The sequence below is a fragment of the Azospirillum sp. TSO5 genome, from assembly GCF_003116065.1.
Classification (GTDB): domain Bacteria; phylum Pseudomonadota; class Alphaproteobacteria; order Azospirillales; family Azospirillaceae; genus Azospirillum.
The window spans coordinates 1-17549 of the sequence record NZ_LGQY01000101.1; the positions used below are offsets into that span (position 1 = coordinate 1).

The following is a 17549-nucleotide window of genomic DNA, read 5'->3' on the forward strand; positions in this document are numbered from 1 at the left end:
CGCACAAAGCTTTGCTTTGTGCTGACGCGACAGGCGGACCATAGGTCCGCTGAGAGCGGGGGAGGGTTAGGGAGGGGGCACTCAAAGCCGACACCGCCGCCCCACCACCCTTACTTCCCCACCACCCGCCGCAGCGGACTGTCGCCGACCGCCCACACCCCGCGGTCCACCGCCTTCGCCCCCTCAAACACCAGCCAGCTCTGCCGCCCGTAATGCGGCAGCGGCCGGACGAGCGCCCGCAGCGCCTCGGCGTCGGCACCCGACACCGCCAGCGCCATTCGCCCGTCAGCCGCGCGCGACACCCACACCCGTGCGCTGCCCCGGCCGGCCAGTTCCGGCGGCACCGGAGGCAGCCTGCGCGACTCCAACTCCCGCGCCACGGCCGCGTCGGTGCCGATCAGCAGCAGCGGCGCCCCTCCACCACCTTCCTCCTTGCCGGCGCCATCGATCAGGCGCCCGGCCAGCGCTCGCGCCGCCTCCGCCGCTTTGCCGTCGGCGGCGATCACCCGCTCCGCACCCGGACGCAGGGTCACGTCGCGCAGGATCGGCGGCGCCTCCCCCGGCGCCAAGCGGCGGAACAGGTCGAAATCGGGATCGACCGCCACCGCCCGAACCTCCGCTTTCGATGGAATGCGCAGCGTCGCCTGCCGGCTGTCGAATCGGACGCTATGCTCCTCCACCCCGGCCGCAGTCTCCAGCCGCACCGGCACGGTCAGCGCATAGGGCGCGTCGCCCTCCTGCCGCAGGGTCAGCTGTACGCCATCACCATCGGCACGGGCATCGACCAGGGTCAGCATCGGCGCGCCCCGCCGCTCCAGCCACTGGCTGAACAGCCCGCTCAGGTCACGGCCGGACGCCGCCTCGAAGGATTGGCGGAGGTCGGACCAGCCGGCCGCCTGGAAAGCATGTTCGCTCCAGAACCGGCGGATGCCGGCGTCGAAAACGTCGTGCCCGATCTCCGCCTCCAGCATGTGGAACAGCATCGCCGCCTTGCCATAGCCGACGATCTGCGAGGCATCGTGCGTCTTGGACAGGAACTCCGTCAGCGGGCGGTCGCGCTCGGCCGGCAGGGCGGCATAGTCGCGCAGCCAGTCCAGCCGCATCGCCCGCGTCGCGTCGGCGCCGCGTTCGCGGGCGGCGGCATAATCGGCCATGTAGGTGGTCAGCCCCTCCGCCCAATTGCCGCCCTCGCCGACCCGCACGCCGTTGCCCCACCAGTTGTGCATGATCTCGTGGGTCAGCGACTGGCTGCGGATGAAGGGCAGCGGCAGCACAGCGCGGCCGATGGCGGTCAGGCCGGGAAAACCCAGCCCCACCGGCGGCGGAACCGATACGATGCTGAAGCCGTCGAAGGGATAGGCGCCGATACGGGCGGACCCGGCGGCGATCGCCTGCTCCGACAGTCCGAGATAGCCGTCGGCCAGCCCCGTCTGTTCCGGATGGCGGTAGAGCCGCAAGCGCAGGTCCCCCGCCATCCGCTCCTCCACCGTCCAGGGGCCGGCGAAGACGGAAGGTTCCTCCACGCTGCGGCTTTCCTCGAACACCGCGCGGTAGCCGGCGGCGTCGCGCCCCTCTTCCACCAGCCGTCCGGTGGCGACGGCGACATAGGGCGCCGGCACCCGCACCGACAGGCGCCAGGTCGGCGGTTCTTCCGATGCCGAGGCCGGATCGGGCAGCCAGCCGCCAAGCCCCGGCAGAAAGGCGCCCTCACCGTCCAGCGCAAGGCCGGTGCCGGCGGTGAAGCCCGGCAGCCGGCCGCCATAGCGGATGGTCACCGGTCCGCCTCCCTCCGGCACCACCAGCCGCAGCCGGTCGCCACGCCGGTCGACCGGGACGGGCTTGTCGCCGGCCCACGCCTCCTCCAGCGTCAGGGCCGGGTCCAACCGCAAGGACTGAGTCCCGGCCGGCAGTGTCAGCCGATCCACCGCCTCTATCCGTCCGGCGGCGGGATCGAGCGTCAGGTCGATGTCGTGGTGAAGCGGTGCGGCACCGGCCGGGGCGACCACGCCCAGGGCCAGTGCCGCACCCACCATGGTCCCCAGGGCAGGGAACCGGATGCGCAGGATCGTCGTCATGGCCCTGAAGATGGGCGCCGCACCGGCAAGTCGCCAGCGTGGCGTCATGCCGCGCGGATACTCTCCAGGAAGCCGTCCACCTCGCGGCGCAGCCGGTCGGCGACACCGGTCAGGAGCCCGGATTCATCCAGCATCTCGTTGGCCTTGGCACCGGCATCGGTGGTCGCCTCGCTGGCGCCGGCGACGTTGACCGAGACCGCCTGCGCGCCCTGGGCCGCCTGATGGACGTTGGCGGAGATGTCCCGCGTCGCGGCCCCCTGCTCTTCCACCGCCGCGGCGATGGCGCTGGAGATGCTCGTCATCTCGCCAATGACATGGCCGATGTCGCGGATCGCCACCACCGCCACGTTGGTTGCCTGCTGGATTTCAGCGATCTTCTTCTGGATGTCGTCGGTGGCGCGGGCGGTCTGGTTGGCCAGTCCCTTCACCTCCGACGCGACGACGGCGAAGCCCTTGCCGTGCTCGCCGGCACGCGCGGCCTCGATGGTGGCGTTCAGCGCCAGCAGGTTGGTCTGCCCGGCGATCGAGTTGATGAGGCTCACCACCTCGCCCACCTCGTTGGCGGCGCGGACGAGGCCGTTCATCACTTCGTTGGTCTTGGCCGCTTCGGTCACCGCCTGGTTCGCCACGTCGTTGGAGGCGCTGACCTGCCGGCCGATCTCGCCGATGGAACTGGACAGTTCCTCGGTGGCCCCGGCGACGGTGTTGACGCTCACTGCCGCCTCTTCCGCGGCCTGGGCGGCAGCGCTGCTGCGGCTGGTGGCGGTGCCGGTGCTGACGGTCAACGACTGGGCGGCCTGGCGCATGGTGCCGGCCGAGGCCGTCACCTGCCGCACCACCTCGCCGATGGACCGTTCAAAGCCGTCGGCCAGCCTGGACAGCAGGGCCACCCGCTCGGCCTCCGCCTTGACGTGCATCTCCTCCTGCTGGGCGCGCAGGCGGCGGTTTTCCAACCCGCGTTCCTTGAACACGCCGACCGTCATGGCGATCTGCCCGATCTCGTCCCGGCGGTCGGTGTCGGTGACCTCGACATCCAGGTCGTCATTGGCCAGCCGGCGCATCGCCGCGGTCAGCCGCGACAGCGGATGCGTGATGGAGCGCGCAATCCACAACGACAGCAACAGCGCCGCGATGCCCAAACAACCGCCGAGCAATCCGGCCTGCAGCGCATTACGGCGGAAATCGGCTTCGATGTCGTCAACATAGACACCGGTGGCGACGATCCACTTCCATCCCGGCGTCATCTGCGAATAGGCGATCTTCGGGCTGGGTTGGGCTCCCGCCACCTTCGGCCAGGAATAGGAGACATACCCACCGCCCCGGCGCCCCTCTTCCACCAGAAGCTGCGCGAAGGGAATGCCATTCGGGTCCTTGGAGTCGCCGAGATTTCGCCCTTCGATTTGCGGCTGTCCACCGTGGACTTCAACCAAGCCATTGGCATCTGTGGCGAATAGATATTCGTTCCCAGCGTAACGCATCGAACGTATGGCGTTGCGGGCCGCGGTACGGGCCGCGTCCAAGGGCATCTCACCCTTTGCAGCACGGGTTTCAAAATCTTTGACGACACCGATGGCAGCCTCGACGATCGAACGAACCTTTGCCTCGCTGGCCTCCTGTTGAGTTGTGTGAAGAGAAGAGAGAAGGATGGCGGCCACACCTATGATTGCGCAGAGCATAACTGCGGAAATGGTGAGGAATTTTTTTCCTATGCTGACGTTCTGCATTCACACGACCTCCCGGATAGAACATTAGAATTCTATGGATTCGGTTGGTCAGTGTCAAAACGGAATAGTGGAGACACAATTGAACGTCAAATACGTCAGAAGATTACAGGCCGCTAAGAGATTAATAGCAAATCATCACAATTGATCGAAAAGACTCCAAAAACAGATCCCAAGCCTAGGTCAACCCGCATAGGCGCGCACCCGATCATACAACTTTGACAACCGGACATCGCAGATCTCGAGCTCTTTCAAGTGATCAACTGTGTTGGCGAGGTAATCGATGTTGGGCCCGCGCTGACCGCAGCAGCCGGCGATGCGACAAACGACCGCAGCCTCGTCCAGGCCTCGGCAATATTGCGGGTGGTTGCGGTCGACGACGAAGCAGCAGGCGCTGACCGATTCCAGCCCCTCCGCCGACCGGCCGTCGCGCAGGCGCACGCGCAGCAGCCTCGGCCGGTAGACCCGGCTGTCCATCTCGCGCTCCCACAGATAGTCGAGGGTCGAGGGCACCTCCGCCGCGGCCACCCGGAAGACGATGCCCCGGCAGGAGCCGCCACGGTCCAGCCCCAGCACCAGCCCCGGCCGCTCCGGTGTTCCGCGATAGCGATAGGAGGCGACGCAGAAGCTGCGGTGATATCCCGCCAGGGTCGCCGCATGCCGCTCCGCGAACATGAAGCCGGGGTTCCACATCAGCGAGCCATAGCCGAATACCCACAGGTCGGCGCCGGGTTCGACGGCGATGTCGCCGGTCCAGGCGGGAGTCGGAATCGGTGAATCGGGAGCCATGGCAGATCGCAGGAGGAAAGATCGCTTGGGACTGGTTGGAACCGAATCGGTAGCCACCGAGCCTAGCATGCGGGTTCCGGGGTCGCTATAACGGTACGGAGATGGAACGGACATGCCACCGATGCGACCCAATGCCACCTCTTCCGCTCCGCGCCGCCTGCTGACCGGGCGCCGGATCGCGACCATCCTGGTTCTGATGGTCCTGCTGCTGCCTGCCCTTCTTTATTCATTGTGGTGGTGGCAGGCGGCCCGCTCCGTGCGGGAAGGGCTGGAGACCTGGGTCGCCGACCAGCGTGCCAACGGGGCGGTGGTCGAACATGGCGGGCTGACCGTCGGCGGCTTCCCTTTCACCCTGCGGGCCGAGCTTGAAAAGCTCCATCTGGCGACCCGTGGCGCCGACTGGCAGGGCGGGGGTCTGGTGGCGGAGGCAGCCCCCTGGAACCCGACCCGCATCGCCCTGACCTTTCCGGGCGAGCAGCGCCTGTCCGTCGTCCAGCCCGGTCAGCCACCCGTCGACATCCTGGCACCGCAGGGCGGCAGCGGCGACGTGACGATGCGGATGTCGGGCACGCTGGAGCGGCTCGCCCTGCACTTCACCGGTCTGACCGCGCAGGTCGCCGGACAGTCGGTGCCGGTCGCCGCGCTCGCCGTCAGCGCCGCCCAGCCGGACCAGCCGCCGGCCGAACGCGGCACCGCCGGCCTGACCGTGACGCTGTCCGCCGACGGGCTGACCCTGCCCGACGGCATGCCGCCGACGCTGGGCCGCGAGGTGAAGCGAACGGAACTGACCCTGCGCGTCATGGGCGCACCGCCCCGGCCGGAGCCGGCCAGCCTGTCGGCCTGGAGCCGCGACGGCGGCACGGTGGAACTGGACCGGCTGGCGCTGGATTGGGGACCGCTGGGGGCGGTGCTGTCCGGCACGCTGGCGCTGGACGCACAGTTGCAGCCGCAGGCGGCGCTGACCGCGGAGATTCGCGGTGCGCCGGCCATCCTGGACGCGGTGAAGCCGATGATGCGCCCGAACGAGGCCGCCATCGCCAAAACCGTCCTGGCCATGCTGGCTCGTCCGACCGGCCCGAACGGCGAACCGGTGGTCACCGCCCCGGTGACTGTGCAGGACCGCGCGCTCTATGTCGGGCCGCTGCGCGTCGCCGCACTGCCCAAGCTGGTCTGGTGACAAGTATCGGGCGGAACCGGCGATAACCGGCGGAAATGCAACAGGTGCCGGCGGGCATGACGCTTCCGTGACTCCGCCCCCTTGTTTCACACGGCGCCTCAGGTCAAATTGACGCAGTCCCTGTCGCGGCTGCCATGGTGCGTCGGTCGATGTGTCGGTTTCTTGCCTATTGCGGCGAACCCGTGTTCCTGGAAACGCTGGTCTGCACGCCCTGTCATTCCCTGATCGAACAGTCGATGCACGCCGCGGAGGCGAAGACCGAAACCAACGGTGACGGTTTCGGCGTCGGCTGGTACAGCGAGCGGACCGAGCCCGGCCGCTATTGCGAGATCCGCCCGGCCTGGTCGGACGAGAACCTGCAATCGATCTGCAGCCATGTCCGCTCCCACCTGTTCTTCGCCCACGTGCGGGCGGCCACCGGCACCGCGGTCAGCCGGGCCAACTGTCATCCGTTCAAAGCCGGGCGTTTCCTGTTCATGCACAACGGGCAGATCGGCGATTGGCCCCGCCTGCGCCGCCGGGTGGAGGCGATGATCCCGGACGAGCTGTACAGCTCGCGCACCGGCACCACCGACAGCGAGGCGATCTTCCTCGCCGCGATCGGCCAGGGGCTGGAGCAGGATTCGGTCGGCGCCTTCCAGCGCGTGCTGCATGCCATCCGCGACGAGATGCAGGCGCTGGACATCACCGCGCCGCTTCGCTTCACCGCGACCTGGACCGACGGCGAGCGGGTGTGGGCGGTGCGCTGGGCATCCGACGACAAGCCGCCCAGCCTGTACTGGCGCCGGGGCGAGAATGGCCTGATCGTAGTGTCGGAACCGGTCGACGCCCAGCGCGACCAGTGGCGGCAAGTGCCGCCCAGCGGCGGGCTGGTGGCGCGCATCGGCGCTGCGCCGGAGATGTTCACGTTCCATTGAGGGAGGGGCCATTGAGGGAGGGACATCACCCCTCCAGCAACCGCTCCTTCGGCAGCAGGATGGTCACCGCCGTCCCCCGCCCCGGTGCGCTGTCGATCTCAACGCCGCCGCCATGCAATTCGGCAAAGCGGCGCACGATGGGCAGCCCCAACCCGACCCCCTCATGCTGGCGGACCAGCGAGCGTTCAGCCTGGGTGAAGGGGTTGAAGATGCGCCCCATCAGCTCGGCCGGAATTCCCGGCCCGTTGTCACGCACGGTCAGCCCGACGAAGTTGCCGCGGTCCTCCACCGCCACGGCGACATGGCCGCCGGCGGGTGTGAACTTGACCGCGTTGTCCAAAAGGTTCAGCACCATCTCGCGCAGCCGGCGGCGGTCGATGCGCATGCGGAAGGCGGGACAGGGATGGACGGCCACCGTCAGCCGCTTGCCCGCCGCCTTCGGCGCCAGCATGTCGGCGCAGCCAGTCAGCAGCTGGGGGATGTTGACGTCGCTTTCCTGGATCTCGATGGAGCCGGTGGAGCCGCGGGTATAGTCCAGGATGTTGTTGACCATGGTCAGCAGCGACCGGCCGCTTTCCTCGATCAGCTTCACATATTCCAGGTAATCGGGATGGCCCAGCTTGCCCATCCCCTCCCCCGCCAGCACGTCGGCGAAGCCGATGATGGAGTTCAGCGGCGTGCGCAGCTCGTGGCTCATCACCGCCAGGAAGTCCAGCTTGGCGCGGTCGGCCTTGCGCGCCGCCTCCAGCGCATCCGACAGTTCGGCGGTGCGTTCCGACACCCGGTGTTCAAGCTCGCGGTTCTGTTCGGCGGCGCGACGGTAGAGCTTGCGGATCTCCACCATATTGCGGACGCGGTGCAGAAGCTCCCAGGCGATGAAGGGCTTGGTCAGGAAATCGTTGGCGCCCAGTTCCAGCGACTTGCGCCGGGTCTCCTGGTCGGTCTGGGCGGTCAGCACCAGGATCGGCACGTAATCGTCGCCGAAGATCGGCTTCAGCCGCTCCATCAGGTCGAAGCCGCTCATGTGCGGCATGCGGATGTCGATCAGCAGCAGGTCGAACGGCTCCGCCGCGCAGAGGTCCGGCACCTTGCGCGGGTCGGTCTCGCCGCGCACACGGCGATAACCGTCATGGCTCAGGATTTCCCGCAACAGGTCGACGTTGGACGGGTTGTCGTCCACGATCAGGATGCTCGCGTCCTTGACCTGCTGGGCGAGCGCCGGGTCGATCTGGCTCCTGTTCATCGGGAACATGCACCTTTGAACCGTCCGCGTGGGCAATTAGATTTGCCTCTGAACGGATCGAATGCAATCGAAATGATCCGGAAACGACCGGTATTGCGACCGCCTCAGCTCAGGCGCGCTTTTCCCAGCCGCCGCGGTCGGTCTGCTGCCAATAGGTCAGGCTGTGGCCGGCCGCTTTGCAGGCTTTCCAGCGCTGGCGGGCGGCCAGCACCGCCTCGTCGTCGTTGCCGTCGAACAGGTCACAGACAAGCTCGAAGCCGTCCATCCGATCGCTGACGCAACCGTCGACCGTGACCAGCACGGTGGCGCCGTTGGGGTTCTCGTCGGCATCGGTCAGCCACACTGGCTGACGGTCGGCGAAACCATCGCGCGCCGCACCGTGCGGCAGGAAGGAGCCGGGATCGTAGGTCCACAAATGCTGGTTCAGCATGTCCACCCGCTCCGGCGAACCGGCCAGCACGACGGCGCGCCAGTTCCGCTCAAGAACCTTCTCCAGGATCTTGGGCAGCGCCTGTTCCATCGTGCGCCGTTGCAGGTGGTAGAAGCGGACTTCGGTCATGGCTCCTTCACTCAACTCAGGTCATCAGCCTTCGTGGAATTCCGCCACGAAGCGGTCGAGCAGGCGCACGCCGAAGGCGGAGGCGCCCTTCGGAACCGTGGCGCCGTCCTTCTTCGCCCAAGCCACGCCGGCGATGTCGATGTGCGCCCAGGGCAGGTCGTTGACGAAGCGCTTCAGGAACTGCGCGCCGACGATGCTGCCGGCGCCGCCGCCCGACCCGGTGTTCTTCATGTCGGCGGCCGGCGAGTCGATTTCCTTGTCATAGCCGTCGCCCAGCGGCATGCGCCACACCGGCTGGCCCACCTTCAGGCCGGCGGCCGTCAGGTTCATGGCGAGGTCGTCGTCGTTGGCGAACAGGCCGGCATGCTCGTGGCCCAGCGCGACGATGACGGCGCCGGTCAGGGTGGCGAGATCGATCATCAGCTTGGGCTTGTAGACATCCTGCGCGTACCACAGGCAGTCGGCCAGCACCAGACGGCCTTCGGCGTCGGTGTTGATGACCTCGATGGTCTGGCCCGACAGCGAGGTGACGATGTCGCCCGGACGCTGCGCCGTGCCGGACGGCATGTTTTCCACCAGACCGACGATGCCGACGGCGTTGACCTTCGCCTTGCGGGCGGCCAGCGCGTACATGGTGCCGATCACGGTGGCGGAGCCGCCCATGTCCCACTTCATGTCTTCCATGCCGGCCGCACCCTTGATCGAGATGCCGCCGCTGTCGAAGGTCACGCCCTTGCCGATGAAGGCGACCGGGCGCTTGTCGGCGGCATCCGGGTTGCCGTTCCAGCGCATCACGACCACGCGCGGCTCGAAGGCGCTGCCCTGGGCGACGCCCAGCAGGGCGCCCATGCCGATCTTGCGCAGCTTCTTCTGGTCGAGGATTTCGACTTCGACGCCGAACTGCTCCAGCTCCTTCGTCTTCTCGGCGAGGCTTTCCGGATAGATGACGTTGGCCGGTTCGGACACCAGATCGCGGGTGAAGCGGATGGCGTCGGCCAGCGTGTCCAGCTTCTTGAAGGCGGATTTGGCGGCGCCGTCATCCTCGACCAGCAGCGTCACCTTGCGCAGGCTGGGCTTCGGATCCTTCTTGTCGGACTTGCGGTCGTTGGTCCGGTACTTGTCGAACTTGTAGCTGCGCAGCTGCGCGCCGAAGGCGATCTCGGCGGCGGCGGCAGCCGGGGAAAGCTTGGCCCCCTCCGGCAGTTCGACCAGCAGCGCCGCCTCGTCGGTGGCCTTGTCCAGGGCCACGGCGATGGCGCCGCCGGCGGCCTGGAGCACCAGATCGGTCAGGTCGGCGCCCTTGCCGATGCCGACCAGCAGAATGCGGTCAAGCTCGGTCCCGGCCGGGGCGAGCAGCGTCAGCGTCTCGTCCTTCTTGCCGGTGAAGCGGGCGGCGGCCATGGCGCGGGCCAGCGCCCCGCCGGTCTTCTGATCCAGCTCGCGCCCGATCAGGCCGAGGCTGCGGTCGGCGGCAACGGTCACGGCGAGCACGCCGGAGGACGGCAGGGACGGCTTGGCGAAGGAGAACTTCATCTGGTCCTCTTGAGGGGGAATTGCGCGGCGGAAAGCCTACCCCACCGATAAGGAGCGCGCCACCCCGGCTGTCAAGGGTGGGGAGGGTTGGCTCGCGATGCCCCCTCCCTCCCGCTTCGCGGGTCCCTCCCTCCCCCGCTCTCAGCGGACCTACGGTCCGCCTGTCGCGTCAGCACAAAGCATAGCTTTGTGCGAGAGCCTCGCGGGAGAGGGTGAGTTTGCAATGCGGCGGCAGTCCCCTCTCCCGCGGAACGCGGGGGAGGGTTAGGGAGGGGGCATCGTCAGCCGACGCCCCCTCACTCACGCATCGATCGCCTTGCCCAGCTCGACGGGATCGACCTCGCCCTGCTCCAGCCCGACTTCCGACACGCTCTCTTCCGCGCGGCGCTCCAGCACGGCGGCGAAGAAACCGTCGGTGTCGTGCTTGGCCGGGGTCAGGCGCAGGTACGGACCCTCGACCGGCGGCGCGCCGGCCTCCTCCTCCTCCCAAACCTCGGAGACGGGCTTCACGATGAAGTCGTGGTGGGTCTGCAGGAAGGCTTCGACCTGCGCCTCGTTCTCGTCATGCAGCATGGAGCAGGTGGCATAGATCAGCCGCCCGCCCGGCTTCACCAGACGCGCCGCGCTGTCCAGGATGTTGGCCTGCAGCGGCAGCAGCTGTTCCAGCCCCGGCCCGAGCTGGCGCCAGCGGGCATCCGGGTTGCGGCGCCAGGTGCCGGTGCCGGAACAGGGCGCGTCGACCAGCACACGGTCGAACTTGCGCTTGTGGCGCTTCACCCAGGGATCGCGCTCGCTGGTCAGCGGGTGGGCTTCGATGTTGTGCAGGCCAGCGCGGCGGAACCGCTCGGCGGCGCGCTTCAGGCGCTTGTCCAGCACGTCGCAGGCCACGACGCGGCCCTTGTTCTTCATCAGCGCCGCGACGGCCAGCGTCTTGCCGCCGGCGCCGGCGCAGAAATCGACCACCTGATGGCCGGGCTTCGGCGCGACAGCCAGCGCGACCAACTGCGAGCCCTCGTCCTGGATCTCGACCAGACCGTCCTTGAAGGCGTCGACGCTGCCCAGCGGCGGCCGTCCCTTCACCCGCAGGCCCAGCGGCGACCAGCGCGTGGTCTCCGCCGTGATCTGCGCCTTGGCCAGCGCCTTGATGGCGCTCTGCTGGTTGGCCTTTAGCGGGTTGATGCGCAGGTCGAGCGGCGCCGCCTCCAGCAGCTTCTCCATCTCCACCCCGAAGCGGTCGCCCAGCGAGGCGCGCATCGCCGCTTCCGCCCACTCCGGACACTCCACCCGCACCGTCTCCGGCATGTCGGGATGGTCCATCGTGTGGCTTTCCAGCTTGCCGACCAGCGCCAACTCGTCGTCGGTCAGGCGGGCCGGGGCGAACTTGCCGCCGCTGAACATCTCCAGCACCACGCCGGCGTTGCGGTTCTCTTCCAGCAGCAGATAGGCCAGGACGCGGGCGCGCGGGGTGGCACGCTCGTATCCGCCGCGCTCGATCCACCAAGTGAGCCGGGCATGGCGGCGCAGGATCGCGTAGGCCATCTGGGCGACGGCGGTGCGGTCCTTCGACCCGATGTAGCGGCGATTGCGGAAATAGGCGCTCATCACCGCGTCGGCGGGGCGAGGGGTCTCGTCGATCTCGGTCAGCAGATCGATGACCGCCTGGAGGCGGGCGGCGGGTGTCATGGCGTCTGGTCCCTTGGGGTGTCACATGGCGGCGAACAGGACCGGCCGCCCGCATGTTCCCCCTCATCGGATCGGGGACGGGATGCACAGTTGCGGACGGTCCTTCACGTATGGGCTGTCGATACCGCGTTTGCCGCGTCCTGTCACGCCTTGCCGCCGCGCGGCTGCCCCGCTTGCCGCCGGAAAGGCGCGACCGGCGCCCACCCGTGACAACCGGCCGCGACCTACCCGAAAGTGCAGGTTGGGGATTGACGACTCGGGGTAACCACCGGCACAAACGATCGGGTGATGTGACCTTATCGTGACCGGACCGCCAGAGCGGCCGGACGACCCGGGTCTTCGAATGGACAGATCGATTGCTGGTGGCGGAGTGCGCGATGGCGGCTGCGGCTGGGGTGGCGTGTGCGCGTGAAATGAAGCGGCCCAAAGAGCGGCAGCTCCTGCGGCTTTCCCTGCTCGGCGGCCTGCTGGCGACGCTGGCGGCCTGTGCCGGCACCGCGCCGACGGTGGACGGGCAGCGGACCACGGCCCAGCGCCCGACCTGGGATCAGGTGTCGCCCGACTTCCGCCATCTCGCCGGCTGGATCGACGACGATCATGCCCAGGCGGTTCCGGCGGTGCAGCGCACTTGCGGCTGGGTGAAGAACCAGCCGCCGGGCAAGGCCTTGGGGTCTCTGCGCGCCGCCGGCACCACCGACGACTGGCGCGCCATCTGCGCCGCCGCCCGCGACCTGCCCCCCGGTGACAGCGAGGCGGCCCGCCGCTTCTTCGAGACCTTCTTCACCCCGCGCGACGTCAGCAACGGCGAGAACGGCCTGTTCACCGGTTACTACGAGATCGAGCTGCACGGCAGCTGGACGCGGACCGAACGCTACAATGTCCCGCTCTACCGCATGCCGGCACGCGGCAAGCGCGGCCTGCCGACCCGCGCCCGGATCGAGTCCGGCGCACTGAAAGGCAAGGGGCTGGAACTGATGTGGGTGGACGACCCGGTCGATGCCTTCTTCCTGGAAATCCAGGGGTCGGGCCGGGCGGTCATGGCCGACGGGTCGGTGGTCGGCATCCATTACGCCGGCCAGAACGGTCACAGCTACTACCCGATCGGCCGCCATATCATCGACATCGGTGACGCCACGCCGGAACAGATGTCGTTGCAGACGATCCGCCGCTGGCTGAAGGACCATCCGGCCGAGGCCCAGCGGGTGATGAACCTCAACCCCTCCTACGTCTTCTTCAAGGTCAAGCCCGAGGTCGGCGCCCGCGGCGCCCGCAACATGGAGCTGACCCCCGGCCGCAGCCTCGCAGTCGATGTCGAGCATATCCCGTTGGGCGTGCCGCTCTGGCTGGAGGTGCGCGACGCCCCGGTGCCGGGCGGCGCCATCAACCGGCTGGTGGTGGCGCAGGACACCGGCGGCGCCATCAAGGGTCCGGTCCGTGGCGACCTGTTCTGGGGCCACGGCCAGCAGGCGGAGGAAGGGGCCGGCGTGATGAAGGCGCGCGGCCACTACACCATGCTGGCCCCGCGCGCCCTGTCGGTCCAGACCGCACAGCGGAAGTGATGACGGAGGGCGGAGATATCCGGCTGGAGCGCCTGACCGCCCTGCCCGACCGCGCGGCGGCGCTGTCGGCCCTGGAGGACATCTTCTTCGCCTCCACCACCCGGACGGAGTTCGCTTCCCCTGCCGACCGCGCCGCCTTCCTCGCCACTTGGACCGGCTGGTTCGTGGCGGAGGCGCCGCGCGACATCTGGATGGCGCTGGCCGGCGACGGGCAGATCATCGGCTATCTCACCGGCTGCAAGGACAGCGCCGGCTCGGTTGAGCTGGCTCGGCGCATCCCGAAATACGAGGTCTTCGCCGACCATTTCGCCGCCTACCCCGCCCATTTCCATGTGAATGTCCGGCCGGGCTGGCGGGAGCATGGGCTGGGCCGCCGGCTGGTCGACCGCTTCGCCGAGGATTGCAGGGCCGACGGCCTTTCCGGCGTGCATCTGGTCACCGCCATCTTCGCCCGCAATGTCGAGTTCTATCAGCGCGCCGGCTTTACCGACGCCTGCCAACGCGGCCCCCTGCTATTCCTCGGCCGCCGCCTGAACCCCTGACTTTGGGGACGCTGCTGTGCTAGGCAGGGGCATCCCCTTGCCGGAAAGCCCGTTGCCATGACCCGCCCGCCCCTGCTGATCGAAAGCCCGCAGAACCCTCAGTTCAAGCTGTGGGAATCGGCGCTGGAAAGCCGTGGGCTGAAGAAGAACGGCAAATTCCTGCTGGCCGGCCTGAAGACCGTGCCGGAGGCGCTGCGCCAGCACCCCGAACGGTTCGAGCGTGTTCTGTTCACCGATCCCGCCCAAATCGCTGGCTGGCGCCTGCCGCCGGGGGTGGAGCCGGTGCAGTTGGCCCCTGCCCTGTTCCGGACGCTCGACGTGTCGGGGACCGGCTTCCCGCTGCTGGTGGGTGCCGTGCCGAAGATGCCGGCCATCGATCTGTCGCAGCCACCGCAGGGGCTGGAGTTGCTGTGCGCGCTGGGCGATCCCAGCAATCTCGGCGCCTTGCTCCGCAGTGCCGCCGCCTTCGGCGTGTCGCGGATCGTGCTGCTGGAGGGGGCAGCGCATCCCTTCCATCCAAAATGCCTGCGGGCAGCATCGAATGCGCAGTTCGCGCTGACTCTGCTGCGCGGGCCGCGATGGTCGGCGGTGAACGACGCGGCCGGGCCGCTCTATGCCCTGGACGGTGGGGGCGAGGATCTGACGCGCTTCGACTGGCCGGCCGACATGCGGCTGATCCTGGGCGAGGAAGGCCAGGGCGTGCCGGCCGACTGCCCGGCGACGCGGCTGTCTGTGCCGACGACCGGCGCGGTGGAGTCGCTGAACGCCACGGTGGCGGTCAGCGTGGCGCTGTTCGCGCGGTTTGGGGTGGTGAGGGGGTAAGTGGTCGCGGAGGGGCCCCCTCCCTAACCCTCCCCCACCTTCGGTGGGAGAGGGAACTCCGCCGCTCTTACGCTTAACTCCCTCTCCCGCGAAGCGGGGGAGGGTTGGGGAGGGGGCAATCGAAGCCGACGCTTCCCCTACCCCATCACCGACGCCAACACCTGCACCACCTGATCGGACCCATACGGCTTCTTCAGCACCGGCACGTCGGCGAAGCGCTCCGGCACCGCGGCGGACTCGCCATAGCCGGTCGCGAACACGAAGGGGATTCCCAGCTCCCGCAGCCGTTCGGCGACCGCGAGCGAGGTCTCGTTGCCCAGGTTGATGTCCAGCACACCGACCACCGGCGGGTCCTCGTCGATCAGGCGCAGGGCGTGGCGGACGCCGGCGGCGGTGTTGACCCGGCTGGCGTTGAAGCTCAGCAACACGTCTTCCGTCGCCATGGCGATGATCATGTTGTCTTCCAGCAGCAGCACCGGACCACCGATGGAAAAATCGGCCGCAGGCACCGGCAGGCTGAGCCGGCCGCCGCCCGGCAGGCTGGCGGCGACGGTGACATACTGGGCCGGGATCATGAAACGCGCCCGCAAGCCCGACAGGGCATAGCTCACCTCAGCCTCGCCCTGCAGATCGTGGGGGACGGAGCGCTCGATCACGGTGGTGCCGAAGCCGACACGCGAGGGCGCCCGCACCGGCGGACCGCCATTCTCCTGCCAGTCGATCTGCAAACGCCCACCCCCGTCGATCGACCAGTCCGCCTCGACCCAGCCACCGCTGTCGCTGAGCGCGCCGTATTTGGCCGAGTTGGTGGTCAGCTCGTGCACCACCAGCGCGAAGACGGAGAAGGCCTGCGGCGCCAGCAGCACCTCCGGCCCGGTCAGCCGCACCCGCTCGCTTTTGGCCGACATATAGGCGCCGATCTCCGCCGCGATCAGGGCGCGCAACGAGGCCGGTCCCCAATTGTCGGCGGTGATCTGGTCATGGGCACGGGCCAGCGCCTCGATGCGGCCGGCGACGATGGCGGCGAACTGCTGCACCGTCTCCGCCCCGGTCTCGCTCTGCCGCACCAGGGCACGGACAAGGCTGAGGATGTTGCGGACGCGGTGGTTCAGTTCGGCGATCAGCAGTTCCTGACGCTCGGTCGCCTCCTTGCGGGTACGGCCGGCGATGTCGGCCAGCCGCAACACCACCTCCAGCAGCGTCACCCGCAGGGATTCGGCGTTGCGTTCGTCCAGTTCGGTCCAGGGTTTGGACTGGCCACGCACGGTTTCCTTCCACGCCTCGAAGCTCTTGCGCGGGGTCAGGCGCGGACCGTTGGGGCCATACTGCGCCGGCTTGGTCGGGTCGCCGCCCCAGGTGACGGTGCGGATCAGCTCCTTGCGGAAGAAGACCAGATAGTCACGCGGCAAGCGCGACACCGGGATCGCCAGCAACCCGCAGGCCCGTTCCGTGAAGTCGCGGGCCGGCGGATGCACCGCCCTCAGCTCGTCGGTCGCATAGACCTTGCTGGGCGGTGTCCGGTGCAGGAAGCGCATGACGCCCAGCGTTTCCTCCCGCGTCGGCGTTTCGCCTTCCATGTGTAGCTGACCGTCGATGCAGCAGGCGAAGCCGTCGCACTCGATCAGCGTCCGCAGCTCCGTCGCGAAGGTGACCAGATTGTCCAGCGGCGATTCGCTGTCGGCCAGCATCGACATGATGCGAACATGGGCGCGGCGGGCCTGCGCCTCGTGCTGGCTTTCCTGCTCGCGCTCGCGTCCCTCCAGCAGGAGGGAGACCATCTGTCCGAACAGCTCGGCAGTGGTGCGCCGTTCAAAGGAGAGCGAGCGGCCATGACGGTGATGGCAGGCGAACAGCCCCCACAGCTTGCCGTGCCGCAGGATCGACACCGACAGCGAGGCGTTCACTCCCATGTTGCGCAGATATTCGACATGGATCAGCGAGACGCTGCGCAGCAGGCTGAGCGACAGATCCAGCGGCTGGCCCGTGGGATCGAGCGTCGGCACCACCGGCACCGGCGGCGCATTCACGTCGGCGATGCAGCGCAGCCAGTTGCGCTCATACAAGCGCCGGGCCTGCTGCGGGATGTCGGAGGCCGGATAGCGCTGGCCGAGGAAGCTGCCGATGCCGTGCACCGCCGATTCGGCGATCACCTCCCCCGCCCCGTCGGGGCCGAAGCGATAGACCATCACCCGGTCGAAGCCGGTCAGTGCCCGCATCTGGCGCGCCGCCTCGCGGCAGAAGGCATCGAAGCCGCGGGTGTTCTGGACCCGTGCGATCATCGAGCGCAGCAGCGATCCGGAATCCTGCGGCCCCTCCCCCTCGCTCGGCTCCGCCTCGATCACGATGGTGGAGCCGGACAGATGGACGGCGACGTCACAGACCGGCGCGACGTCCGACAGATGGACACCGAAGGCGCGCTCGACGCTGCCGTTGATGTGGGCGACCTGCAACCGGCCGCGGATGGTGTGCAGCGCCTCGCCGGTGATCACGCGGGACAGCGGATGCCCAAGCAGGTCTTCGGGCTCCACCCCCAGCCAGCGGCCGATATTGGCCGAGACATGCAGGACGATCCAATCGGCCGTGACGGCGATCAGGAATCCGGTGGGCTGGATAAGACCAAGCTGGTGGATGGGCTCCCGGTCACAATCGGTGAGGTCTACAGACCCCGAAGGAACCGGGCCGCTCATCGAACAAAGACTTCGGACAAACGCGACCTCAAGCGGAAGCTGGACCGGCGGCGTTTGTCACGCACTGCCAAGGGATTTCATCAACAATTTAGGCAGGTGGATGGAAGGCGGCAACGCTCCAAAATGGCTATACCTATGCTCTCATTAAGGCCTGTTAACTTAACATAGGATAAGCATCTGAGCGCTCTGCGCGTGATTTGAACCGCCAAGCTTTGGCATTGCGCGAGATCGTCAGAACCTGG

13 protein-coding genes are annotated in these 17549 nt (G+C 68.1%); 5 read left to right on the forward strand and 8 right to left on the reverse strand.

From position 1 onward, the window contains the following. Positions 1-110: 110 nt before the first annotated feature. The 3 genes from TSO5_RS23215 to TSO5_RS23225 all read right to left on the reverse strand — a co-directional run bounded on the left by TSO5_RS23215 (position 111) and on the right by TSO5_RS23225 (position 4585). Positions 111-2123 (reverse strand): M1 family aminopeptidase, encoded by a 2013-nt coding sequence (locus tag TSO5_RS23215; protein ID WP_247870919.1) that lies wholly within the window; start codon positions 2121-2123, stop codon positions 111-113. Next, positions 2120-3799: a methyl-accepting chemotaxis protein gene (locus TSO5_RS23220; protein ID WP_109153845.1), complete on the reverse strand. Its 1680-nt coding sequence runs from the start codon at positions 3797-3799 to the stop codon at positions 2120-2122. The genes TSO5_RS23215 and TSO5_RS23220 overlap by 4 nt, the downstream gene beginning before the upstream one ends. Positions 3800-3979: 180 nt before the next feature. Then, entirely contained in the window at positions 3980-4585 is a 606-nt protein-coding gene (locus TSO5_RS23225) for a gamma-glutamylcyclotransferase (protein WP_109153846.1), read from the reverse strand. A gap of 121 nt (positions 4586-4706) precedes the next feature. Between TSO5_RS23225 and TSO5_RS23230 the strand changes: the two genes are divergently transcribed. Beyond that, positions 4707-5762: a DUF2125 domain-containing protein gene (locus tag TSO5_RS23230; RefSeq protein ID WP_109153847.1), complete on the forward strand. Its 1056-nt coding sequence runs from the start codon at positions 4707-4709 to the stop codon at positions 5760-5762. 149 nt (positions 5763-5911) lie between these two features. Next, positions 5912-6679: a class II glutamine amidotransferase gene (locus tag TSO5_RS23235; RefSeq protein ID WP_109153848.1), complete on the forward strand. Its 768-nt coding sequence runs from the start codon at positions 5912-5914 to the stop codon at positions 6677-6679. Between the two features lie 25 nt (positions 6680-6704). Here the strand turns inward: TSO5_RS23235 and TSO5_RS23240 are convergent, their stop codons facing one another. The 4 genes from TSO5_RS23240 to TSO5_RS23255 all read right to left on the reverse strand — a co-directional run bounded on the left by TSO5_RS23240 (position 6705) and on the right by TSO5_RS23255 (position 11697). Beyond that, complete coding sequence (locus tag TSO5_RS23240) at positions 6705-7922, reverse strand: ATP-binding protein (protein WP_109153867.1); 1218 nt, start codon at positions 7920-7922, stop codon at positions 6705-6707. A 109-nt stretch (positions 7923-8031) separates the two neighbouring features. Next, positions 8032-8481 (reverse strand): DNA polymerase III subunit chi, encoded by a 450-nt coding sequence (locus TSO5_RS23245; protein ID WP_109073865.1) that lies wholly within the window; start codon positions 8479-8481, stop codon positions 8032-8034. A 24-nt stretch (positions 8482-8505) separates the two neighbouring features. Next, positions 8506-10014, reverse strand: a complete 1509-nt coding sequence (locus tag TSO5_RS23250; protein ID WP_109153849.1) for a leucyl aminopeptidase — start codon at positions 10012-10014, stop codon at positions 8506-8508. Between the two features lie 300 nt (positions 10015-10314). Next, positions 10315-11697 carry an RsmB/NOP family class I SAM-dependent RNA methyltransferase gene (locus tag TSO5_RS23255; RefSeq protein ID WP_109153850.1) on the reverse strand — a complete coding sequence of 461 codons (1383 nt, stop codon included), beginning with the start codon at positions 11695-11697 and terminating at the stop codon, positions 10315-10317. A gap of 413 nt (positions 11698-12110) precedes the next feature. On the opposite strand from TSO5_RS23255, the gene TSO5_RS23260 reads away from it, so the two are divergent. From TSO5_RS23260 to TSO5_RS23270, 3 genes are read left to right on the forward strand one after another with little or no spacing between them, the layout of a single operon-like run. Beyond that, the gene (locus tag TSO5_RS23260) at positions 12111-13256 is read left to right on the forward strand and encodes a murein transglycosylase A (RefSeq protein ID WP_247870920.1); all 1146 of its coding nucleotides are present in this window, start codon (positions 12111-12113) and stop codon (positions 13254-13256) included. Continuing rightward, positions 13256-13798, forward strand: a complete 543-nt coding sequence (locus TSO5_RS23265) for a GNAT family N-acetyltransferase (protein WP_109153851.1) — start codon at positions 13256-13258, stop codon at positions 13796-13798. Before TSO5_RS23260 ends, TSO5_RS23265 begins: the two co-directional genes overlap by 1 nt. Before the next feature lie 57 nt (positions 13799-13855). Further along, positions 13856-14620: an RNA methyltransferase gene (locus tag TSO5_RS23270; RefSeq protein ID WP_109153852.1), complete on the forward strand. Its 765-nt coding sequence runs from the start codon at positions 13856-13858 to the stop codon at positions 14618-14620. Positions 14621-14757: 137 nt separating this feature from the next. Here the strand turns inward: TSO5_RS23270 and TSO5_RS23275 are convergent, their stop codons facing one another. After that, positions 14758-17307: an HWE histidine kinase domain-containing protein gene (locus TSO5_RS23275; RefSeq protein WP_109153853.1), complete on the reverse strand. Its 2550-nt coding sequence runs from the start codon at positions 17305-17307 to the stop codon at positions 14758-14760. Positions 17308-17549 lie beyond the last annotated feature (242 nt).

Bases quoted from the DNA above. Each gene is read 5' to 3' on its own strand.
- TSO5_RS23260 (WP_247870920.1), top strand. From the start codon at position 12,111: ATGAAGCGGCCCAAAGAGCGGCAGCTCCTGCGGCTTTCCCTGCTCGGC.
- TSO5_RS23230 (WP_109153847.1), top strand. From the start codon at position 4,707: ATGCGACCCAATGCCACCTCTTCCGCTCCGCGCCGCCTGCTGACCGGG.
- TSO5_RS23270 (WP_109153852.1), top strand. From the start codon at position 13,856: ATGACCCGCCCGCCCCTGCTGATCGAAAGCCCGCAGAACCCTCAGTTC.
- TSO5_RS23215 (WP_247870919.1), bottom strand. From the start codon at position 2,123: ATGACGCCACGCTGGCGACTTGCCGGTGCGGCGCCCATCTTCAGGGCC.
- TSO5_RS23225 (WP_109153846.1), bottom strand. From the start codon at position 4,585: ATGGCTCCCGATTCACCGATTCCGACTCCCGCCTGGACCGGCGACATC.
- TSO5_RS23245 (WP_109073865.1), bottom strand. From the start codon at position 8,481: ATGACCGAAGTCCGCTTCTACCACCTGCAACGGCGCACGATGGAACAG.
- TSO5_RS23255 (WP_109153850.1), bottom strand. From the start codon at position 11,697: ATGACACCCGCCGCCCGCCTCCAGGCGGTCATCGATCTGCTGACCGAG.
- TSO5_RS23250 (WP_109153849.1), bottom strand. From the start codon at position 10,014: ATGAAGTTCTCCTTCGCCAAGCCGTCCCTGCCGTCCTCCGGCGTGCTC.
- TSO5_RS23265 (WP_109153851.1), top strand. From the start codon at position 13,256: ATGACGGAGGGCGGAGATATCCGGCTGGAGCGCCTGACCGCCCTGCCC.
- TSO5_RS23275 (WP_109153853.1), bottom strand. From the start codon at position 17,307: ATGAGCGGCCCGGTTCCTTCGGGGTCTGTAGACCTCACCGATTGTGAC.
- TSO5_RS23220 (WP_109153845.1), bottom strand. From the start codon at position 3,799: ATGCAGAACGTCAGCATAGGAAAAAAATTCCTCACCATTTCCGCAGTT.
- TSO5_RS23235 (WP_109153848.1), top strand. From the start codon at position 5,912: ATGTGTCGGTTTCTTGCCTATTGCGGCGAACCCGTGTTCCTGGAAACG.
- TSO5_RS23240 (WP_109153867.1), bottom strand. From the start codon at position 7,922: ATGAACAGGAGCCAGATCGACCCGGCGCTCGCCCAGCAGGTCAAGGAC.